This window comes from Parapedobacter composti, from assembly GCF_900112315.1.
GTDB lineage: Bacteria > Bacteroidota > Bacteroidia > Sphingobacteriales > Sphingobacteriaceae > Parapedobacter > Parapedobacter composti.
Map to the genome: position 1 here is coordinate 62,049 of NZ_FOLL01000009.1, position 18,674 is coordinate 80,722.

General features: G+C 48.5%; 17 protein-coding genes. 6 read left to right on the forward strand and 11 right to left on the reverse strand.

Annotation, left to right across the window (positions count from 1 at the left end; translation table 11 throughout):
* The first annotated feature begins 283 nt into the window (after positions 1 to 283).
* On the forward strand, positions 284 to 682 hold the full coding sequence (locus BM030_RS10870) for an SPW repeat domain-containing protein (protein WP_090973627.1): 399 nt from the start codon (positions 284 to 286) through the stop codon (positions 680 to 682).
* 3 nt (positions 683 to 685) lie between these two features.
* Here the strand turns inward: BM030_RS10870 and glgX are convergent, their stop codons facing one another.
* Both glgX and treY read right to left on the reverse strand, forming a co-directional pair.
* Positions 686 to 2,815, reverse strand: coding sequence for a glycogen debranching protein GlgX (glgX, locus tag BM030_RS10875; RefSeq protein ID WP_090973628.1), 2,130 nt, complete (start codon positions 2,813 to 2,815; stop codon positions 686 to 688).
* A gap of 60 nt (positions 2,816 to 2,875) precedes the next feature.
* Positions 2,876 to 6,958, reverse strand: coding sequence for a malto-oligosyltrehalose synthase (gene treY, locus BM030_RS10880; RefSeq protein WP_090973629.1), 4,083 nt, complete (start codon positions 6,956 to 6,958; stop codon positions 2,876 to 2,878).
* Positions 6,959 to 7,086: 128 nt separating this feature from the next.
* On the opposite strand from treY, the gene BM030_RS10885 reads away from it, so the two are divergent.
* On the forward strand, positions 7,087 to 7,356 hold the full coding sequence (locus tag BM030_RS10885) for a hypothetical protein (protein ID WP_090973630.1): 270 nt from the start codon (positions 7,087 to 7,089) through the stop codon (positions 7,354 to 7,356).
* Between the two features lie 25 nt (positions 7,357 to 7,381).
* Here BM030_RS10885 and BM030_RS10890 read toward each other — a convergent pair whose 3' ends face one another.
* The 4 genes from BM030_RS10890 to BM030_RS10905 all read right to left on the reverse strand — a co-directional run bounded on the left by BM030_RS10890 (position 7,382) and on the right by BM030_RS10905 (position 10,367).
* Entirely contained in the window at positions 7,382 to 8,557 is a 1,176-nt protein-coding gene (locus tag BM030_RS10890; protein ID WP_090973631.1) for a zinc-dependent alcohol dehydrogenase, read from the reverse strand.
* A gap of 7 nt (positions 8,558 to 8,564) precedes the next feature.
* Positions 8,565 to 9,251: an SRPBCC family protein gene (locus tag BM030_RS10895; protein WP_090973632.1), complete on the reverse strand. Its 687-nt coding sequence runs from the start codon at positions 9,249 to 9,251 to the stop codon at positions 8,565 to 8,567.
* A 32-nt stretch (positions 9,252 to 9,283) separates the two neighbouring features.
* Complete coding sequence (locus tag BM030_RS10900; RefSeq protein WP_170845704.1) at positions 9,284 to 9,808, reverse strand: DUF4142 domain-containing protein; 525 nt, start codon at positions 9,806 to 9,808, stop codon at positions 9,284 to 9,286.
* Between the two features lie 94 nt (positions 9,809 to 9,902).
* Entirely contained in the window at positions 9,903 to 10,367 is a 465-nt protein-coding gene (locus tag BM030_RS10905) for a PA2169 family four-helix-bundle protein (RefSeq protein WP_170845705.1), read from the reverse strand.
* A gap of 302 nt (positions 10,368 to 10,669) precedes the next feature.
* Here BM030_RS10905 and BM030_RS10910 point away from each other — a divergent pair, with 302 nt between their 5' ends.
* The 4 genes from BM030_RS10910 to BM030_RS10925 all read left to right on the forward strand — a co-directional run bounded on the left by BM030_RS10910 (position 10,670) and on the right by BM030_RS10925 (position 13,079).
* Positions 10,670 to 11,068, forward strand: a complete 399-nt coding sequence (locus BM030_RS10910) for an SPW repeat protein (protein WP_090973635.1) — start codon at positions 10,670 to 10,672, stop codon at positions 11,066 to 11,068.
* A gap of 74 nt (positions 11,069 to 11,142) precedes the next feature.
* Positions 11,143 to 12,111 carry a S66 family peptidase gene (locus BM030_RS10915; RefSeq protein ID WP_090973636.1) on the forward strand — a complete coding sequence of 323 codons (969 nt, stop codon included), beginning with the start codon at positions 11,143 to 11,145 and terminating at the stop codon, positions 12,109 to 12,111.
* A 102-nt stretch (positions 12,112 to 12,213) separates the two neighbouring features.
* Entirely contained in the window at positions 12,214 to 12,378 is a 165-nt protein-coding gene (locus tag BM030_RS10920) for a hypothetical protein (protein ID WP_211657576.1), read from the forward strand.
* Positions 12,379 to 12,410: 32 nt separating this feature from the next.
* Entirely contained in the window at positions 12,411 to 13,079 is a 669-nt protein-coding gene (locus BM030_RS10925; RefSeq protein ID WP_211657577.1) for a hypothetical protein, read from the forward strand.
* Here the strand turns inward: BM030_RS10925 and BM030_RS10930 are convergent.
* The 5 genes from BM030_RS10930 to BM030_RS10955 form a co-directional block, all read right to left on the reverse strand.
* Complete coding sequence (locus BM030_RS10930) at positions 13,056 to 13,973, reverse strand: manganese catalase family protein (RefSeq protein ID WP_090973638.1); 918 nt, start codon at positions 13,971 to 13,973, stop codon at positions 13,056 to 13,058. The genes BM030_RS10925 and BM030_RS10930 overlap by 24 nt on opposite strands.
* A 191-nt stretch (positions 13,974 to 14,164) precedes the next feature.
* Positions 14,165 to 14,536, reverse strand: coding sequence for a SpoIIAA family protein (locus BM030_RS10935; protein ID WP_170845707.1), 372 nt, complete (start codon positions 14,534 to 14,536; stop codon positions 14,165 to 14,167).
* Positions 14,537 to 15,131: 595 nt separating this feature from the next.
* Positions 15,132 to 15,485: a hypothetical protein gene (locus BM030_RS10945; RefSeq protein ID WP_090973641.1), complete on the reverse strand. Its 354-nt coding sequence runs from the start codon at positions 15,483 to 15,485 to the stop codon at positions 15,132 to 15,134.
* Positions 15,486 to 15,547: 62 nt separating this feature from the next.
* Entirely contained in the window at positions 15,548 to 16,312 is a 765-nt protein-coding gene (locus BM030_RS10950; protein WP_090973642.1) for an SDR family oxidoreductase, read from the reverse strand.
* A gap of 34 nt (positions 16,313 to 16,346) precedes the next feature.
* The gene (locus tag BM030_RS10955) at positions 16,347 to 18,560 is read right to left on the reverse strand and encodes a hypothetical protein (RefSeq protein ID WP_090973643.1); all 2,214 of its coding nucleotides are present in this window, start codon (positions 18,558 to 18,560) and stop codon (positions 16,347 to 16,349) included.
* Between the last annotated feature and the right edge of the window lie 114 nt (positions 18,561 to 18,674).

An 18,674-nucleotide genomic window follows, 5' to 3' on the forward strand; every position in this document is an offset into this window, starting at 1 on the left:
GCGCTGCCGCAAGTATTAAGACGGAACAAAACGGACAGTTTGCCGATTGCATACAGCTAAGTTTGGATTGCGCTGAAGTGTGCATGCTACTCTCCAAGGCCATTAAACGGCAATCGATGCTGCTGCAGCCCCTCTTAGACCTCTGCCACTGGATTTGCCAACAGTGTGCGGAAGTATGCGGCAAACACGAAGAAGACCATTGTCAGCAATGTGCAGCTGCTTGCTTATTATGCAGCGAGGCCTGCCTATTAGCGAAAAGTAAAAACCGATAACGCATCAACACATGACTATACGAATCATCAGCAGACCCTTGCATGCCGTTCTTGACTACGTTTCTGGCGCCGTGATGTTGGCAAGCCCTTGGATATTAGGCTTTACCGGGGTCGATGCGGCAAGGAACGTGATGATAGGTTTGGGCGCCACCGTGCTGGCCATGTCCATGCTGACCAACTACGAAGGGGGGATTTTCAAAAAAATCGCCATGTCGACGCACCTGTGGGGCGACTTATTTATTGGTATTTTTTTAGCTGCAGCCCCTTGGCTGCTCTTTTTTGACAACGAAGTGTATATCCCTCATCTGGTAATAGGCTTGTTTTCAATTACGGCAAGCTTGTTGACAGTGAATACATCGCAGGTTAAGCGGCATAGGTCCATCGATTTTGTTGAGGGTAACCTTTGGTAACCGCTATTTTTGTTGTTGCTTACACCGGTATACCTGTACAGAACGCCCTTCAACCTGAATATGGCTGCCCGCAACAAGTCGGTCGGGCCAGCTATCCACCTCGGCACTGACCGTGTCGATAACCTTAACCCAAGACTCGCCATAGCGTTTATCTTTTGGCAACACAAAATCCAGCGAATCATGATAGGCATTAAAAATAAGATAAAAACTATCATCGACAATGCGTTGTCCTTTTTCATCCACCGAACGGATGCCATGCCCATTGAGGAATACAGCAAGCGAACGAGCAAAGTCGTGATCCCAGTTTTCATCCGGCATTTCCCTGCCATCTGGAAGAAACCAAGCGATATCTTCCACGCCTACACCTTTGATAGGCTGCCCGGTAAACCACTTTCTGCGGCAGAATACTGGATGTGACCGCCGCAGCGCTATAAGTTTACGGGTAAATTGCAGTAATGTATGATCGGCTTTTTCCCAATGCAACCACGAAATTTCGTTGTCTTGGCAATACGCGTTGTTGTTTCCCTTTTGGGTCCGACTCAATTCATCACCGGCCAACAGCATCGGCACCCCCTGCGACAACAGAAGCGTCGTCATGAAATTCCGTTTCTGCCGCGCACGCAATGTATTGACAGTTTCATCGTCTGACGGCCCCTCCGTTCCGCAGTTCCATGAACGGTTATGATCTTCTCCGTCTTTGTTATCCTCCTTATTGGCTTCATTATGTTTATGGTTATAAGACACCAAATCATGTAACGTGAAGCCATCATGGGCAGTTACGAAATTTATGCTTGCCGTAGGCCTTCGATAGTCATCTTGATACAAATCCGAGCTTCCGGTAAAGCGCTCGGCAAACTCAGACAGCATGCTGTCTGCACCCCGCCAATAGTCGCGCACGCAATCGCGGTATTTACCATTCCATTCCGCCCAGCCCGGCGGAAAATTACCTACCTGATATCCGCCCTCGCCCAGATCCCAAGGTTCAGCAATAAGTTTAACTTGTGAGATCACCGGATCTTGGTGAATAATATCGAAGAATGCGCTCAGCCGGTTTACCTCATGCAGCTCACGAGCTAACGTAGCAGCCAAATCAAACCGAAAGCCATCCACATGCATCTCGGTAATCCAATACCGCAGGCTGTCCATAATCAATCTTAGCACATTGGGCAGATTGGCATTCAATGTGTTGCCAGTTCCGGTATAGTCCATGTAATAACGCCTGTCATCTGCCAGTCTATAATAGTTTGCATTATCAATGCCCTTGAAACTCATGGTGGGCCCCATATGATTGCCTTCGGCGGTGTGGTTATATACCACATCTAGAATTACCTCAATGCCGGCTGCGTGCAACGCTTTTACCATGGTTTTGAATTCCTGGACTTGCTGCCCCATTGTTCCCGATGAAGCATAGCGCGCCTCCGGCGCAAAAAACCCGATAGAGTTGTATCCCCAGTAGTTGGATAGCCCGTCACCTTGCCGGTCGTTAACAAATTGGTGTACAGGCATAAGCTCAACCGCTGTAATACCCAAACTTTTAAGGTAGCTAATCGTATCGGGATGCGCAAGGCCAGCATAAGTGCCCCGTAAGTGGGCTGGAATTTTCTTATTCAGTTTAGTAAATCCCTTAACGTGTGTCTCATAGATGATGGTTTTATGGAAGGGGATATTTAATTGCTTATCGCCGTCCCACTCAAATGATGGGTTTATAACCACAGATTTTGGCATATACGGAGCGCTGTCTATTTTACTGAATGTCAGGTCACCATCGGCATGACCCAATTCATAACCCAGATGGGCTTCATGCGCATTCAATACCCCAGATATGGCTTTAGCATAAGGATCCAGCAGCAATTTATGTGGGTTATACCGATGGCCGGCCTGCGGCTCAAAAGGGCCGTGCACGCGGTAACCATACCGTTGACCTGGCCGTATTCCAGGCACATAACCATGCCAAACTTGATGCGTTCGTTCGGTCAGCGTGATTACTTTCTCCGTAACATTGTCACCTTCGCCATCAAATAAACACAGTTGAACCTCCGTAGCGTTTTCTGCGTAAATGGAAAAGTTCACCCCTTTTCCGTCCCAAGTGGCGCCGAGCGGATAAGGCCGGCCGGGATAAATAGTTTGCGTCATAGTTGCTCTTTCTATTCCAGACAACCGATTGACAACCATTTTGTTTTTTACCGCTGAACATTACCGGCCATACACTGCCACCCATTCCGCCAGCCGGCGATGTACACGTGAAGTCAAAAGTCTGGCGTCCAGCCTCCATTTCCAGTTAGCGTCCGGTTTTGCAGGAATATTCATCCGGGCTTCACGCCCCAATTTAAGCACATCCTGCAAAGGCAATATTGCCAAAGAAGCAGGGGAGGCGTAAGCCATCCGGCAAAGGGTCTCGCTGGTCCGCCGTGGCGTAAGGCTGCGCATCCCTAAATATGCCTGCAATTGCCGTTTTCCCTCTGCCGTTAGGTCATCACCGTACCAGCCGGCAACGGTGTTATTATCATGCGTACCGGTAAATACTACATCATTCTGTGAATGATGATGCGGCGCATGGATGTTTGTACCTACGTCTCCGCCGAAGGCAAATTGTAGGACTTTCATTCCGGGAATTCCTAGTTCATCCCGGAACTGGTAAATGCCTTCATGTATATCGCCGAGGTCTTCGGCTACAAAAGGCAAGTTACCCATAACTGCCTTCACCGCATTAAACAAGGCCATGCCGGGTCCCTCCTTCCAGCGCCCTTCTTTGGCAGTTTTAGCGCCTTTGGGAATCTCCCAATAGTCGTAAAAGGCACGAAAGTGGTCAAGCCGCAGGATATCATACATCGCTAGATTCTTCTCTATCCGTTGAACCCACCACGCGAATCCCTGCTTGACATGGTTTTCCCAGCGGTATACGGGCATCCCCCATGACTGCCCGTCGGCATTGAAATAATCCGGCGGCACGCCGGCCATACCCGCTAGCTGTCCTGTACCGTCTAAACAAAACAACTCAGGGTGTGCCCATACGTCCGCTGCGTCATGATTCACGTAAAAAGGCAAATCGCCCATCAAATGTATCCCCAGGTGCTGACAATGGGCTTTAAGCGCGCTCCACTGCTGATAGAACTGATACTGTAACCATTTGACCTTCTGGATCTCGTAACCATGAGAAACGCTGAGCTCCTCAATAGCTTGCTTGTCACGGCTGCGATAAGGCCGCGGCCAGGTATACCAGGGCTGGTCTTGGTGAATGTCTTTCAAGACAACATAATGTGCATAATCATCGAGCCATTGGGTCTCACGCTCACAAAACGCTTTAAAACCGGCATCTTCCATCCCTTCCCATTGCCGCAGATAATTGCGAAAAGCGATTCCGAAGAAGAAACTCTTCACTGCTAAAGCACTGTCGTAACTCACCTCTAATGCCGCCGGCAGCCGGTGCTTATCTAAATCACCTGAAATAAGCCACCCTTGTTCTGCAAACGCTTCAAGACTAATCAGCAATGTATTGCCGGCGAAAGCCGATCGGGCGCTATATGGTGAATAAGCTACACCACTGTCGGTAGGATTATGTGGAAGCATTAGCCAATATCGTTGTCCTGCCCGCTGTAAAAAATCCGCAAACCAATAAGCTCCAGATCCAAGATCGCCCATACCGAAATCAGCCGGCAACGAAAACAATGGAAGCAATACTCCCGCGGCCCGGCCCGTTGACCGCTTCGTTTCTGTGGCTACCCATACCCCCATTGGAAATTGGCGCAAACGCGTGCTTAAGAGCAAATCATCTGTAATATAGCACTCCTCGTCTGTGATGATATTACGCCATCGTTTCGGTGCTCCTTGAGGCAGTGGTATACGAGTATCTTTCCAGTCGATGTGTTCCATATTGACGGCATCATCCATTATATTCTGCCCAATACACCGTGGCACAGCCACCAGCAGCCAATCATCGGCTAACCGCCGGACGAACGAAAGGATGTGCTTGCGATACTTGCCCGCCACTGCCAAAGGTTCATAAATTCCAGACAAAAACAATTCCCGATGTGATAACCGCAATTGGGCTAATCTTTCCATCACGAAATATTTCAGCTGTCCATCGGTACGGCTTCTCCATAAGTCGCCCACCACGTCTTTAAACTGATCCGTCCTTAAAGATGCCTCTTGCCAACGATGCCGGGTTTCAAAGTCAACAGGCCGCCGATTGTCCGGATCCACAAACGAGAGATCCCATCCTTCACTTCCCTGGTAAATATCCGGAACACCCGGGCAAGTAAACTTCAGCACTACCTGCGCCAAAGAGTTCCAAATAGCCCCATCAAGCAATGAAGCATGCAAAGCACGGAAGTGTTTCAGAAACGGCGCATCTGCCCGTAACATACGCCGTATAAAACGGATCACCGCTTTCTCGTAGGCTGGGTTCGGATTAACCCAGTTGGTATGCCGCTTAGCCTCCCGCAAGGCTTTCACCAGATACGCTTCTAAACGGTTTCGATATGGAGTAAGTGATTGCCCGGGCATGGGAAATGTGCCCCATAACGTTTGATAGATGAAATATTCATCATTTACATCAGGCATATCGCGCGTTTTAAAGGGCGCATTCCACTTTCTCCAGTTTTTTACTGCTGCATCCCAGAGGCGGGGAAATGCTGTAATAACCTGCAAACGCGCCCGCACATCTTCGCCCCGTTTAGTGTCGTGTGTAGCAGTGGCATTCAACGAAAGCGGCCAGTGCCGCTGCCGATACTTCATAAACCGGTGAAAATCCTCTACAGAGCAGCCAAAAGCAGCCGGGGTACTTCCTACCTCATTTGCTCCAATATAACGGTTATAGGTATACATAAGCGTATCTTCCAACCCTTTAGCCATCAGCGCTCCACTAAGCTGCATACAACGCCGGTAAAATTCACTGATATGCCCTACCCACCGTTTGGATCCGGTGAGCGTCGGCGGAACCAATAAGCGCTCTAAAACCGTAAGCTCCTTCCGCAGTTCCGGTGTTTCCACCGCTGCGCGTTGCAGCGTTTCCCTCACTGCATCCGCTTCGGTGTCCGTAAGCGGGAACGTACGGCCGTACCAACGGTATACAGGACAATGGATAACCAATAATGCAATGGCAGATTTCAATGCCGATTCGTCAATAGTTTCCTCCGGCGCGCCATCTGTTAGTACCGAGTTACAGAAAAAAGCGGCAAGGTTATTCAATTCACCAGACATGGAGCCATACAATTGGTCATGTTTGGCCTGCCATAGCGCAGCGGACATCGAACTGTTCTGCCTCACTATACGTTGGTAAAACCGCGAAAACTGCCTTTCACTTCGCATGTCTGTCAGTACACCATTGGCCATAGCCAAAAATTCGTATCCGGTGGTTCCCTGAACAGGCCACCCGAGCGGCAAACTCTCGTCGTGCTGAAGAATTTTCTCAACAATCACATAGGTGTTTTCACCAACGAGCTTCCGCAGCCGTAACAAATATCCGGTCGGATCTGACAATCCATCCACGTGGTCTATCCGCAGCCCCGTAAATATGCCGGACTTCACCAATTCGGCTATAAACCGGTGCATGCGGCGAAAGACCCGGTTATCTTGCACATTCGTGGCGATCAGGCCATTTACCGTAAAAAAACGCCTGTAGTTTATCCGACTATTGGTTTCCCGCCAGCTGCATGGCTCGTAATATTGTAGGCCAACCAGCTCATGAATGAGCGCTTTATCCGCATTCAGCCGGGCCGGCGTTACGCTAGGCTGCCTATGGATCAGGGCTAATCCTGCGGCATTAATGGGCCAGGATTGTCCGGCAAATTCCAATACATACCGGTCATTCACCTTTCCCACTGTCACACCGTCGTCGTTAATTGCCTCTTCCAACGGCGCATCAAGTACAGGCAACATCGGTCGCTCACCAAAATAGTCGGATGCAGCGTAATGCATGTCAAAAAAATGCCTAAACTGCGAATCCGGGCCCTTCTCCAGCACATCCCACAGCCAGCGATTATCGGGATGAAGCGCCATATGGTTCGGAACGATATCCTGTATCCAGCCGATGCCTGCCGCGGATAACTTCTGTGCCACACGCTTCAATTCCCCCAGTGTTCCCAATTCCGGATTAATCTGTAGCGGATCAGTCTGATCGTAACCGTGCATGCTGCCCGGTACCGCTTTGAAAACCGGCGAAGCATAGATTGCGTCTATGCCCAGGCGTATCAGGTATGGAATCTGCCGCTCCAAATCGGCAAAAGTGAACTGCTTATGGAATTGTATCCTATACGTTGTCGTCGGTGCATTCTTCATACCATCAACTGTTTAATCGTTTCCAAATCAACCCGCCAATACTACATTTGTTCGCTAAAATGGCATGTTATTTATTCCCCGACATCAAACAACCGTGCACTTAATTTGTTGGCGTTCAAAACAACACGATGAAAACACTTGACAGATATCAACTGGAATCAATGGGATTCCTGCCTCCCGAAGGCCCATGCCTGTCCGGCGATGGCCGGTTGTTGCGGTTTTTCATTTGGCGGAACAAACCTTGGCTGGGTGTGGAAGAATATTTGCCTGCCAATATGCCAACTGATTTAAGCGCGGAAAACAAAAGCGAAGTCTATGCTGTTAATTATGGCACACATCGAGTGGAGCCGGTCAATACACTGGAGGAGATACAGGCGTTTCTGTTTAACCAATATTGACAAAGCGCGAAGGTTGCCAAGGCGCTTAGGCATGCGGAGTAATGACTGCCCGGATGCAACCATCAGCCCGCTTGTTAAATAATTCATATGCTTTGGCTCCCCTGCTTATTGGCATTGGATGAGTAAGCATGAACGCCGGATCGATTTTTCCTTCGCGGATCAGATCGAACAACAAGGGAACGTACCGTTGACCGTGCATCTGCCCACCTCGCATGGTAAGCCCTTTATTAAGGAAAAGCCCCATGGGTATTTTGTCGGCAAATCCGGCATAAACGCCTACTACAGCTACCGTTCCCCCTTTCCGGCAAGCGGCTATGGCCTGTCTCAATACGGCGGGTCTATCAGTTTCCAACTTCAATGCCTGTTTCGCACGGTCATAATAATGTTCCACGCCTTTACTATTTGCCTCCATCCCAACCGCGTCAATACAGCAGTCTGGCCCGCGGCCGCCTGTCGCCTCCTTAAGCACTTCAAGCACATCGGTATCTTCATAGTTAATAACTTCCGCATTGCTATGGCTGGCCGCTGCGGCTAGCCGGTAATCAATGCTGTCTATGACGATAACCCGTTCAGCCCCTAAATGATAGGCGCTTTGAACAGCCATCTGCCCAACACCGCCCGCACCCCATACCGCAACGATATCGCCAGGCTTCACGCCCGCCATTTCAGCAGCCATGTACCCCGTAGGCATGCCGTCGGATACAAATACCGCTTTTTCATCCGGAATATCCTCTGGGATTTTAAAGGCGCCATGATCAGCAAATGGAACACGGATATACTCGGCATGACTGCCGGCATACCCCCCGAAAAGGTGGGAATAACCGAAAATACCGGCCGTGGGATATTGGAATATTTTTTCCTGAAGCACCCCATTGGGATTCGAGTTATCGCATAGCGACCATAGTTGCTCTTTACAGTAAGTACATTCGCCGCAGCCAATGATAGACACCACCACCACGCGGTCGCCTATGGCCAACTGGTGCACCTCTGGCCCGACCTCTACGATTTCCCCAATAAATTCATGCCCCAGAATGTCGCCAGCCTGCATGGATGGAATAAATCCGTTAATCAGATGAAGATCTGAGCCGCACACGGAACTCATGGTTACCTTTACAATGGCATCGCGGGGGTTCAGGATTTTCGGGTCATCCACCCTTTCTACCCTTAAATCCCTTACTCCGTTCCAACATAATGCTTTCATAACAGAATTATATGAGCTTAAATTTTCCTGTTCGCACGCCAGCCGGTTGGCCTACCGTAGTAGGAATTTCACCCGCTTCAATAACCCGTTTGAAATTGCGTATTTCATCTTCGATAACCCCTTTAAACAACGGATTCAGCAATTTGGCAATCCCTACTCCCACTCCCCCCGCCGGGGGATGATAACTGAAAATAACCCGTACCTCTGTTCCTTGTTTTGGTGCATCAAAAAACTGTACCTTCCCAGCGTTCCTAATGATGGCCCCATCCGTAGATTGCCATCCGATGAGCCGTTGCGGTTCGTCTTTGACAATTTCTGCTTCCCATTCGATAATACCGTCCGTACCGGGTACTTTGGCTACCCAACGGGAATGTTTTTCGTCTTTCTCCTCTACCTCTTGAAGATGAGCCATGAATGAAGGTAAGTTGCGTAATGTACGCCAATATTGATATACCATTTCCCGTGGTTTGCTCACGGTCATAACCACTTTGATGTTAATGGCGGGGTTATGTATATTTTTTTTGCCTATCCAATGGCTAAGGGGGCAATACCCCAAGCTGCCCCGAACAATAAGGTAGCCCCCCGCCAGCAGCGGAATGGGGCGTCCCTTGCTTCTTCGCCATGTTTTACCCAGCAGGAATGCTCCTGCTGCCACGGATAAAAGGCGTTCGGTAATTCCAACGTTTTTTATCATTTTTTTAATCTACTTGCGCCTGGAACATTAAGTTAAGGATTGATCTGCTCGTCCAGTTCCCTGGCCTCTTCCAGGTGTTCTCGCAATGTGGGCAGTTTACCGGCAGCCCATGCGCGCAAATCATCATCGAACACACCATCTTGTCCTGAAGCACGTTCAAACAGTGCAACTGCCTGTTCATGTGATGTGACCATCATCCGGGCAAACGCTCTGTCAAACGCAGCACCTTCCAGTGTCATGAGTTCTTCCAGCATTTCCCGTTCCCGTTCGAGCATGTCATCTGGTATATTCCATCCTTTAGCGGTCGCCAATACCGTTAATTGCGTTGCCGCTGCACCATGATCCATCACCATGTGGTTTCCAAACGCGATAACGCGTTCATCGGCACCCTGCTCACTCGCCAGTTCCCCCGCCTCGATCTCAAACCGATTGCTGCTCGCCGCCATCGTTACAAACTCTTGGTTTTGCATACGCTCCCTTCCGTTGCCATCATCGTCATTACAAGACATCGTGAACACCGCACATGGCAACATCAGCCACACTACATTCATTCTCATTCGCTTTTCCATCGTCATAAACATTAAGGATAAAATTACATTTACTCTATTAACTGTTAACGTGGAGGCCTGTGCCAAGTCCGTTCCAAAATCGTTAGGCCTCTGTTTTTTCCTCATCCCGGAGTTCCTTAATCAAATCATGTGAGGCCAGCAATTTTACCTTCTGATTGGTAATTAAGGCACGCGAAGTAGGGAGGATATCCGGCTCTTGCTCTGCAGCCCTGTATGCCTTTTGCGCGGCATCTTCGCCATATTCACAGGCTTCCAAAAGTGCTTTTCGGTCATTAACTGCAAAAATGACCTTGAAATCCATCCAAAGCCGGTATATTCTACCTGGAAGTGTTGTTTTTGAATCGGATTTGCCGTCCCACCCACCAAGATGTTCCTGCAATTCGGCCTTCAATTCTTCACTTTGTATCATAAGCCGGTTAAATAATTTGCGCAAATCTGCATCAATCTCAGATAAATTGTCAATCGCTTTCTTATAACCCGCGATACGATCATTATTAATCTTCACTAAATCATTGAGTACCTCTACCGTTTTTTCCAGATTTTCCATATTACCTCCTGATAAAATAAAATATAACATATTGATTTATAACACCTTTATGCATTAAGACAAAACCATAGACACTTTGTTTTGAAATTGTGATTACAACGAATAGTAAAGGCTTTCAATCGCCGCAGCACTGTTTTAAGAAACGGGAATTACCATCGTCAAAAGCAAACAACAGGTTGGTTATTTAGGACACTCCATGTGAGCCATACTGTAATACAGCTGCGCTGCGCGTTTGGCCTGAATTTTCGCTGCGTATAGTAAGAGCAGGATACATTCAAGTTACACACCAAAAACAAAACATTATGAGATTCATTGGCAGAAAATTCCATGCAGTGTTGGATTATACGGCAGGAATAGTACTTATCGCGGCCCCTTGGCTGCTGGGCTTTGCTCCCATCGCTGGGGCAGCGTGGGTGGCCGTAATTGTTGGTATCGCCCTTATCGGGATGTCATTGCTTACGGATTATGAGGGAGGAGCCCTTAAAATAGTTCCGATGTCTACCCATTTGACGATCGATGTCGTTGCAGGGCTGATATTGGCGGCCTCACCCTGGCTGTTTGGGTTTTATGAACAGGTTTACGCACCTCATTTGATTTTAGGCATACTGGAGATAGGTGCCGGCTTATTCACGGTATCGAGCTCTCAGCATACCACAAAGCACCGGCATAATCGCGCAGGCCAATTGCGAGGAGCACATTAACCATTAACGTGAAATACTAATGCTGACATTACCGCGGCGCCTGTCTTCAGGCGCCCTTTTTTAGCTGATAGACTGTGGTTCCCGACAAATTAACCCTGGATGACCAGATTCGCGTCATCGCCCCGGCACAAAGCCTTTTACCGAAGTTGACCCTGGACAAACGCCTCCGGGCCATTGAACGACTTGAGCAGATCGGTTTACGGGTCAGTTTCGGCGATTATATTTCTGAAGTCGATGAATTCCATTCCACCAGCGTGGAACATCGCTTGAACGACCTGCATAACGCACTGCGGGACCCGGCTGTCAAGGCCATATTGGCGGTGGCGGGGGGTACGACTTCTAATCAACTGTTACCCCACATCAATTACAACCTGATTAACGACAATCCGAAAATTATTTGTGGCATTTCAGACATCACTGCCTTAAACAATGCCCTTTTTGCGAAAACCGGGCTGGTTACTTATTATGGCCCCCATTTCAATATTTTCGGGGCCAGTGAAGACATTTCTTATACGCTGGAGTATTTTAAGAGGTGCCTTTTCAGCAGTGCTCCGTTTGCATTATCTCCTCCGCACGTGTTTTATAATTCCCCATGGGAAGAAGAACCGGTTAACAACACCGGATACTGGGTAATCAACGAAGGGGAATGCAAAGGGAAAATCCTTGGAGGTAACTTTTTAACGTTTAGCTTACTGAACGGAAGTGAATACATGCCCGATATCCGCGGCGCGGTACTTTTCCTGGAAGACAATGGCCCTGAAAGTGCCGGAAATATGCAAAATCAGCTACAGTCGCTAATTAATCACTCCGACTTCGACCACGTACAGGGATTAGTTATCGGCAGATTTAAGCAAGAATCCGGCATAACCCGCAAACTACTTACAAAAATCATTAAAACCAAGGAACCGCTGTCCAGGATTCCGGTAGTGGCTAACGTAGACTTCGGACACACAACCCCAATGATTACGTTCCCAATTGGTGGATATGTACGCATACAGGCACACAAGGATAATATATATATTGAAATCAGTGATCATGAATAGCACAAAACCAACGGCTATGAATTTAGGTGATGGCATATTACGTATTTTAAACAAACAATACGCACCCAATACCCTGGTAGAAAGAGCATATAAAATCTGGATTTGGCCTTTAAAACGGATGAAACCGGTACGCCAATACTGCTGTTTTTGGGAAAAAAAGACGGACAGGGACAAATAAAGGGCGAGCGGTACGCCAGACGGCTGAAGAAAACGGCAGACGGAATCGTACTGAAAGATCATTGGGATCACAAAGGTAAAGCTACCTGATATATAGATAAATTATTTCATTAACGTAAAAAATGAGTATTATGAAAACCACATCGTTATGCAGCCTGATAATCATAGTTACTATGGTATTAGGCGCCTGCAGTACATCTACCCGAATCACGGGTTCATGGAAGGATCCTGCTATTGAAGCTAGTACAGGAGAACACAAGCGTGTCCTTGTCGTAGCAATGACCCGAAACATCGAGGTGCGCACCAAGCTGGAAAATGCACTGGCCGACAAAGCAGCCCAGCGCGGCATCAGTGTAGTTAAAAGCTCGGACATTTTTACTCCGGATTTCTTTCATCAGATTCCACCTCGCGATGAACTGTTCAGCAGAATAGGAGAAACGGGGGTGGATGCCATCCTTACCGTATCACTCATTGACAGGGAGAGCAATACCCGGTATGTGCGGGGCACTACCCGGTACGCTCCTTTTCCGATGTATAACTGGTACGGCGGATTTTACTCGTATTTCAATTACTGGCATCCGATCATGTACGATCCCGGCTATTACGTGACGGATAAAACATACTTCCTGGAGACCAATCTTTACAGTACAGAAACCGACAGACTGATTTGGTCAGCCCAGTCCGAAACAGTAAATCCAGCAAGTATAGATGCGTTTGCCGAGGAGTATCCCGATGTCCTGTTATCGCAAATGGTAAAAGATGGATTATTATTGGTTTCCCAAGCCGACTGAAGAAAGCGTTCCGCCCCGGTTGCTTTCTCTGGGGCGGAACGCTGCAATTAAGGTTGGGGGGGCTGTGTCCATCTGCTCCTTCTGAGCATAACCTTCTTTAGTGGGAGGAGACAGCGAGGGCTCATTTCCCATGGCCCGTATATGTTCGAACTTAAACTCGCCCTTTCCGTCCATGGACGTACCCATGCTCCACCGGGCATCTGGATTCTCCGGACGCTCGATGTTTGTTGAAACGAAGGAATAGTTGACTTCCTGGTTTTCCAATTCCCGCGGAAAGCTGTTCGGTATGGGGTGTACCCCTGTTACACCGCCCAGTTCTTCCAACACCGCCAACCATTGATTTTGGTGCATCGTATCCCGGGCAATCAAAAAAGCAAGCATGTCTTTCATACCCGGATCAGAGGTTGACTGCCACAGTCTCGTTGCTAAGGTGCGCCCTGTTGATTCTGCCATCACGTTGGCATACATGTCGGCGGCCAAGTTGCCACTAGCTACCACCCACGACCCGTTGAAAGGAACTCCATTGGCATCGGTTGCCATTGCCGCCAACCCCGCCGACAGGTAATGCCTGGGGTCCATACCGCCCATGATTTGTTCGACTACCGGATTTTCAGCAACCACCCCATCTATCACATCGCCTTTAGCTCCCTCAAGGTTAAGCGCCACGGCGGTGCACAGCATTTCAATGTGGGAAATCTCCTCGGTACCCGTTTCCAGCAACATGTCGCGGTATTTAACCGGGCCACGGGCGCCCCATGCTTGGAACAAGTACTGCAAGCACACCCTGATTTCGCCTTCGATACCACCAATAGCTTGCTGTAACAAACGGGCGAACTGCGGATCGGGCTTATCTACCCGTACCTGATACTGCAGTTTTTTTTCGTGATAAAACATAATAACTCATTTAAAGATGAAACGTTAATACATTACTCCACCCAACGCTAAACAACCACCATTCCATAGGCCGCTTGGTCCTTCAGATGAGCGGTAACCCACTTCTGCATTTTGCAGTGTACGGAAAAGCGCATAAGTTGTTCACTATAACCGATACGATGGTAGTCGAGCGACACAATTCTTGCTTCTGCTCACGGCAGAGGTTTGGAGACCCAATCGGTTGCCTTTATTGATGCTGCTAACGGATAACAGCGGATTTCGCCGCGTACTATTAAATTTAATGCCCGGTACAGTGTCCTAAGCCAACGTTGGTCAGGCACAATAGCCATGCGGTTCCACTTGCTGAAATGCTTAAAACTGATTTTCAGATAATCGAAAAGCGCCATCAAGCTATAGTTTTCCATGCCCGTTTCCAAGAAAACAATGAAATTGATTTTACCATAACGAGCGGCTACTTCATTCACGCGGGCCATCACCACACGTTCATACTCACCTTGTGTTACCTTCCCTGCGGCCCGGTACGCAACCACATGATCAGGGTAACCATCCATTAATGCTACCATAGTGCTTTTCTTTGCTTTAACAATAATTCCATACCAACTTCGCAAGTTGGGTTGACCCTTTGGCATGGCTATGGCCTATAGTTACAAAATAGCGTAACATGAACCGCCAATCACTATTGCACATTGCCCTCGCCGGCTTTCTCGGCACCAGTGTCATGACAGTGTTCAGCTATATTCTTTCCCACCTGAGCGCCGACAATTTCAGGGAACCGCAGTTACTGGGCAAACTCCTTCAAGGTACATTATTGCCCATAAACAGCCCAATAAGTCGGCCGGCGGGCTGGGTATGTCATTATTCATTCGGCCTAGGTCTGGCAACCGTCTTTCACAATAGCTGGAAACACAGAGAGAATGCAACGCCCCTATTATCCGGCCTGATTGCGGGCGCTTGCAGCGGCACAGCAGCTGTTATTTGGTGGCACAACGCGTTCAGATTGCACCCTCATCCCCCTCTCCTCAGGCATGACCGCTTTTACCTGCAGTTATTCATAGCGCATATGCTCTATAGCATAACGGTGGCCGAAACAATAAAAGAACGTTGAACGCAGCGATGGAGACATGAGAAATCAACGGCAGTACAGCCATCGCCACGCCGTCAATTTCTACTGTTGTAATTTGTCAGCACATAATGCGCGAGCGCCGCTGCAAAAAAGCCGAGATGGAAAGCGAGCGCACGTCTATTTTTCCGAATCATGGAAGAAGCTGTCAGCAAGGATAGTCCTAACAAATACGAAATATCGGCCTTTTGGTGCCCCTTAAAGGAAATTACCGGTTTCAGGCCCACAGGTGTATCAGTGAACGCATTAACGGCTGCAAATCCCGTACCCAGGGCCTGATAGGTTTTCCTGACATTCCCGTTTATACCCAATAAAGACGGGCCCAGCAATTGCACGCCCGTAAACGCGTAATCTATAATTCCATGCCTTTTGGCGTCGATTGGCTTTTTCATTTGAATAATTGTTTTTATTTAAAAATGAAACTAGAATAAACTACTCATGTCTATGGCAATAATTATATCGGCTGCCGATGTGGGCGAATCTGCATTTCTACCACATCGCATCTGAGCGGAGTAGAAAGACAATAATAGATAGCCACGGCGATATCCTCCGCTTTTAGCATTTCCAGCTTATCCTCCTTTTCGGCTTGGCCTTCTCGGGGCTGCATATCGGTGCCTACGGCCCCCGGCTCGATGAGGGTTACCTTGATGCCCAAATCGTTCACTTCTTTACGGAGCGACTCAGAAAACCCTTGGATACCCGACTTGGTTGCTACGTAAACCGAACTGTCCTTTTCCCGGACATCTGCACTCATCGAACCGATGTTAACGATGTGTCCCGCTCCCTCAGAACGCATCCGATCGATTGCCTGCCGGCTGCATGCAAGGTAACCCAACAAGTTCGTTTTCAGGATATACTCCCAGTCACGGTACTCCCCTTCAAGGACGCTGTTAAAGGCCAGTCCAGCATTATTGATGAGCACATCCAGTTGACCGAATGTCTCGTCTACGTAATTAAAGAGCTTCTCAATGGCTTGCGAACTGGACAAATCCCCAAGTTTGCCAACCAGCTTCCCATCGGGATAATCCTGCTGCCGAAACCCCTGAAGCGCTTCGTCCATTTCTGGTTGATGCCTGCCTACAATCATCACTTGGTTCTCCCGCGCCAGTAAATAGGCCGTTGCACGTCCGATGCCTGTCGTTCCACCCGTAATCAAAATCCGCTTACCCTTCACGGGTTGGATCAATTTTTCTTCATAGATTGCTTTCACTGCTTCCATAACACGCTGCGTTTATAGAGTTAATAGTTGTTAATTACCATTCAATTACCACTTGTTGTTCGCCCTGCACCTCATACCAACAGGTGGTTGAATCCACCTCATGTGAAGCGAGCGGGCCCTCTCGCTTTCCCGTGATTCTGAGTCCAGACAGCGCGCTATCGGCTGTTTTGAACGCATACAATTTGCAAGACATCCTCCCATCACCCAAAACCTTGAAGGCCGCCTGCCTACTCCCTATGGTCATTTCCGCCGTCGGATACTCAATAAACAGCAGATATGCTCCACCGGCTATTTTGATATAGTGTCTTGGCACAACTGCAAACGGGAATCCCGCCCCATATACCTCCTGTCCTACTTCGCCTGATTTTTCCCAACCGGGATTAATATCTTCTAATGGAACCCAAAGGCTGCCATCTATCTCTCCGGTTTTCACCTCATCCGCGAGCATCTCCCTTGGTAGTACAGTAGGATAATAATAAACCATGCGATGCAGCGAATAGCGGACAAACTCGGCAAGAAGCAAAGCGTACGACCGCGATAATGGTGTGTCATCCGCTTGGGCCAAAAAATCATGAATAGCTGCAAATACTTCTATTTCTTCGTAGACCGCCGTATATGGAGCATCGTTCAGGGGGAATACGGCAAAGAACAATGGGAAGTGCGTTCCGTATCCATACCGGCAATCCCATAATGCTACGTTCTTGAAAATATTCGCCATGAGCAAATAACCTAAATTGAGGTAGCGGTTATCCTGCGTCTCTTTCCAGAGTCTTAGCATCGCACCGGCTGCGAACGCCGTATTATTCGCTTGGTAAAACAAATCAAACCCGCCTTCCATTAAAGAGTCGGCCGCCCGTTTGGCTTCATCAAAGTACTTACGTTCACCGGTAAACTCCCACGCTTGCAGCAGCAGGTGGGCGTAGATACCGGCTACATCCTTTTCTCCCCCTGCCCCCGGTTTGGCTTCCGCTTTAATCACTTCCAACGTATCCATTTTGTAAAAAATGGGCCATTTGTAGTCGAAATGATGAGCTACCTTGATAACATAATTAAGCGATTTCAAAAGCAGATCACCGGCCACCGCGTCGCCATGCAACGCCATACGGGAAAGGTTCAATAATGGATGGTGCAAATACCAAGAATCCATGATTAATGGCTTCTTATGTTCTTCGCTGCCATCAAGCTGATGCTGGGCCGATGGTAACCACCGATGAACCGTCCCTAAGTCTTCGTCATAAAAAGCAACAAGTCCCTTCTCTATTTCAGCCAACAACGGTATGGAATCCCCTGCCCATTCCTCGTATTCCTTCAGCGGCAGCAGCACCGCCAGTTGAACCATGATTTCAGGAGGGGTCTTGTAATCACACACATAAGCATTGAGGTAATTGTGCCCCTGATGATGTGACCAACACCCTTTGTGGTCAGCGAGTTCACGCCATGCCTTTACCGCAATATCGTGATAATCGTGATACACGGTCGGCGGTTTGGGTAGGTTTATATAAACGTGCGCCAGCAAGTCAATAAACTGCGTCGCTACTTCGAACTGGTCTTGAGGCGCTTTATCGGCATAAACCACAAAAGCGTCGGTAACGGTATATTCCTTGCCACCCCGCATTGGCTTGTCGACAGCGGCCGGCAATGCAAAGCCGAACTCCGGCCATTGGCCGTTTACAGTGTCTGCTACTGAAGTACCGGTATCTGCACAATAACCGTTTACTGCAGTAAGGTTTTGAAAATACAGCAAAGCGCCAGTCCCAGGATTTTTAACGCTCAAATAAATCATTCCGCTACGAATCCCTTGCTGTTCTACATGGATTTCAGCATCCGTACCGCCGAAACCACCGGCCGCGTTAAGTGCCAGAATATCTTTTGGCCAATATGGAAGATAAAAATCTTCGCTTGGCGTAAAGTAAGCGGTATAGTGCAGAAGCGGGCCATCATCGTTCTCTGCCACTTCAATGGCGACACGATAACTACCCAGTAACGACGTAAGCATGTACTCTTCCTTTGCACCCGCTGATTTGCTGTTTTCCAGTGAGAAATCTCCCGCCGGCGTGTAAGCCGCCCGGAACACGAACGTTACAGCGTCCGGTTTATTCACCGTGATAACCAACGAATCATCGGTAAGCACCACATTCATCGTTCGCTGCGCAAGCTTCCTTTCCATTAACATTGTTGCCCTTTGGCTGATGAGTTGATGGGACAGGTGCGCTGCCCAGGGTGACGCAACGTAATTCAGTTTCTTCATAGACCATCGGTTAAGCAATGTGACGTTGGACATTTTTCTCAGGCGTCCATTTACGTTCATACATAAATCAAACCAACTGCTATAAAGTGCGCTCCGTCCGATACCGCAGTAGCA

What these genes read in the sequence shown, in the direction of transcription:
- BM030_RS10870 (WP_090973627.1), top strand. Translation starts at nt 284, where the DNA reads ATGACTATACGAATCATCAGCAGACCCTTGCATGCCGTTCTTGACTAC.
- glgX (WP_090973628.1), bottom strand. Translation starts at nt 2,815, where the DNA reads ATGACGCAAACTATTTATCCCGGCCGGCCTTATCCGCTCGGCGCCACT.
- treY (WP_090973629.1), bottom strand. Translation starts at nt 6,958, where the DNA reads ATGAAGAATGCACCGACGACAACGTATAGGATACAATTCCATAAGCAG.
- BM030_RS10885 (WP_090973630.1), top strand. Translation starts at nt 7,087, where the DNA reads ATGAAAACACTTGACAGATATCAACTGGAATCAATGGGATTCCTGCCT.
- BM030_RS10890 (WP_090973631.1), bottom strand. Translation starts at nt 8,557, where the DNA reads ATGAAAGCATTATGTTGGAACGGAGTAAGGGATTTAAGGGTAGAAAGG.
- BM030_RS10895 (WP_090973632.1), bottom strand. Translation starts at nt 9,251, where the DNA reads ATGATAAAAAACGTTGGAATTACCGAACGCCTTTTATCCGTGGCAGCA.
- BM030_RS10900 (WP_170845704.1), bottom strand. Translation starts at nt 9,808, where the DNA reads ATGAGAATGAATGTAGTGTGGCTGATGTTGCCATGTGCGGTGTTCACG.
- BM030_RS10905 (WP_170845705.1), bottom strand. Translation starts at nt 10,367, where the DNA reads ATGGAAAATCTGGAAAAAACGGTAGAGGTACTCAATGATTTAGTGAAG.
- BM030_RS10910 (WP_090973635.1), top strand. Translation starts at nt 10,670, where the DNA reads ATGAGATTCATTGGCAGAAAATTCCATGCAGTGTTGGATTATACGGCA.
- BM030_RS10925 (WP_211657577.1), top strand. Translation starts at nt 12,411, where the DNA reads ATGAGTATTATGAAAACCACATCGTTATGCAGCCTGATAATCATAGTT.
- BM030_RS10930 (WP_090973638.1), bottom strand. Translation starts at nt 13,973, where the DNA reads ATGTTTTATCACGAAAAAAAACTGCAGTATCAGGTACGGGTAGATAAG.
- BM030_RS10935 (WP_170845707.1), bottom strand. Translation starts at nt 14,536, where the DNA reads ATGGTAGCATTAATGGATGGTTACCCTGATCATGTGGTTGCGTACCGG.
- BM030_RS10945 (WP_090973641.1), bottom strand. Translation starts at nt 15,485, where the DNA reads ATGAAAAAGCCAATCGACGCCAAAAGGCATGGAATTATAGATTACGCG.
- BM030_RS10950 (WP_090973642.1), bottom strand. Translation starts at nt 16,312, where the DNA reads ATGGAAGCAGTGAAAGCAATCTATGAAGAAAAATTGATCCAACCCGTG.
- BM030_RS10955 (WP_090973643.1), bottom strand. Translation starts at nt 18,560, where the DNA reads ATGAAGAAACTGAATTACGTTGCGTCACCCTGGGCAGCGCACCTGTCC.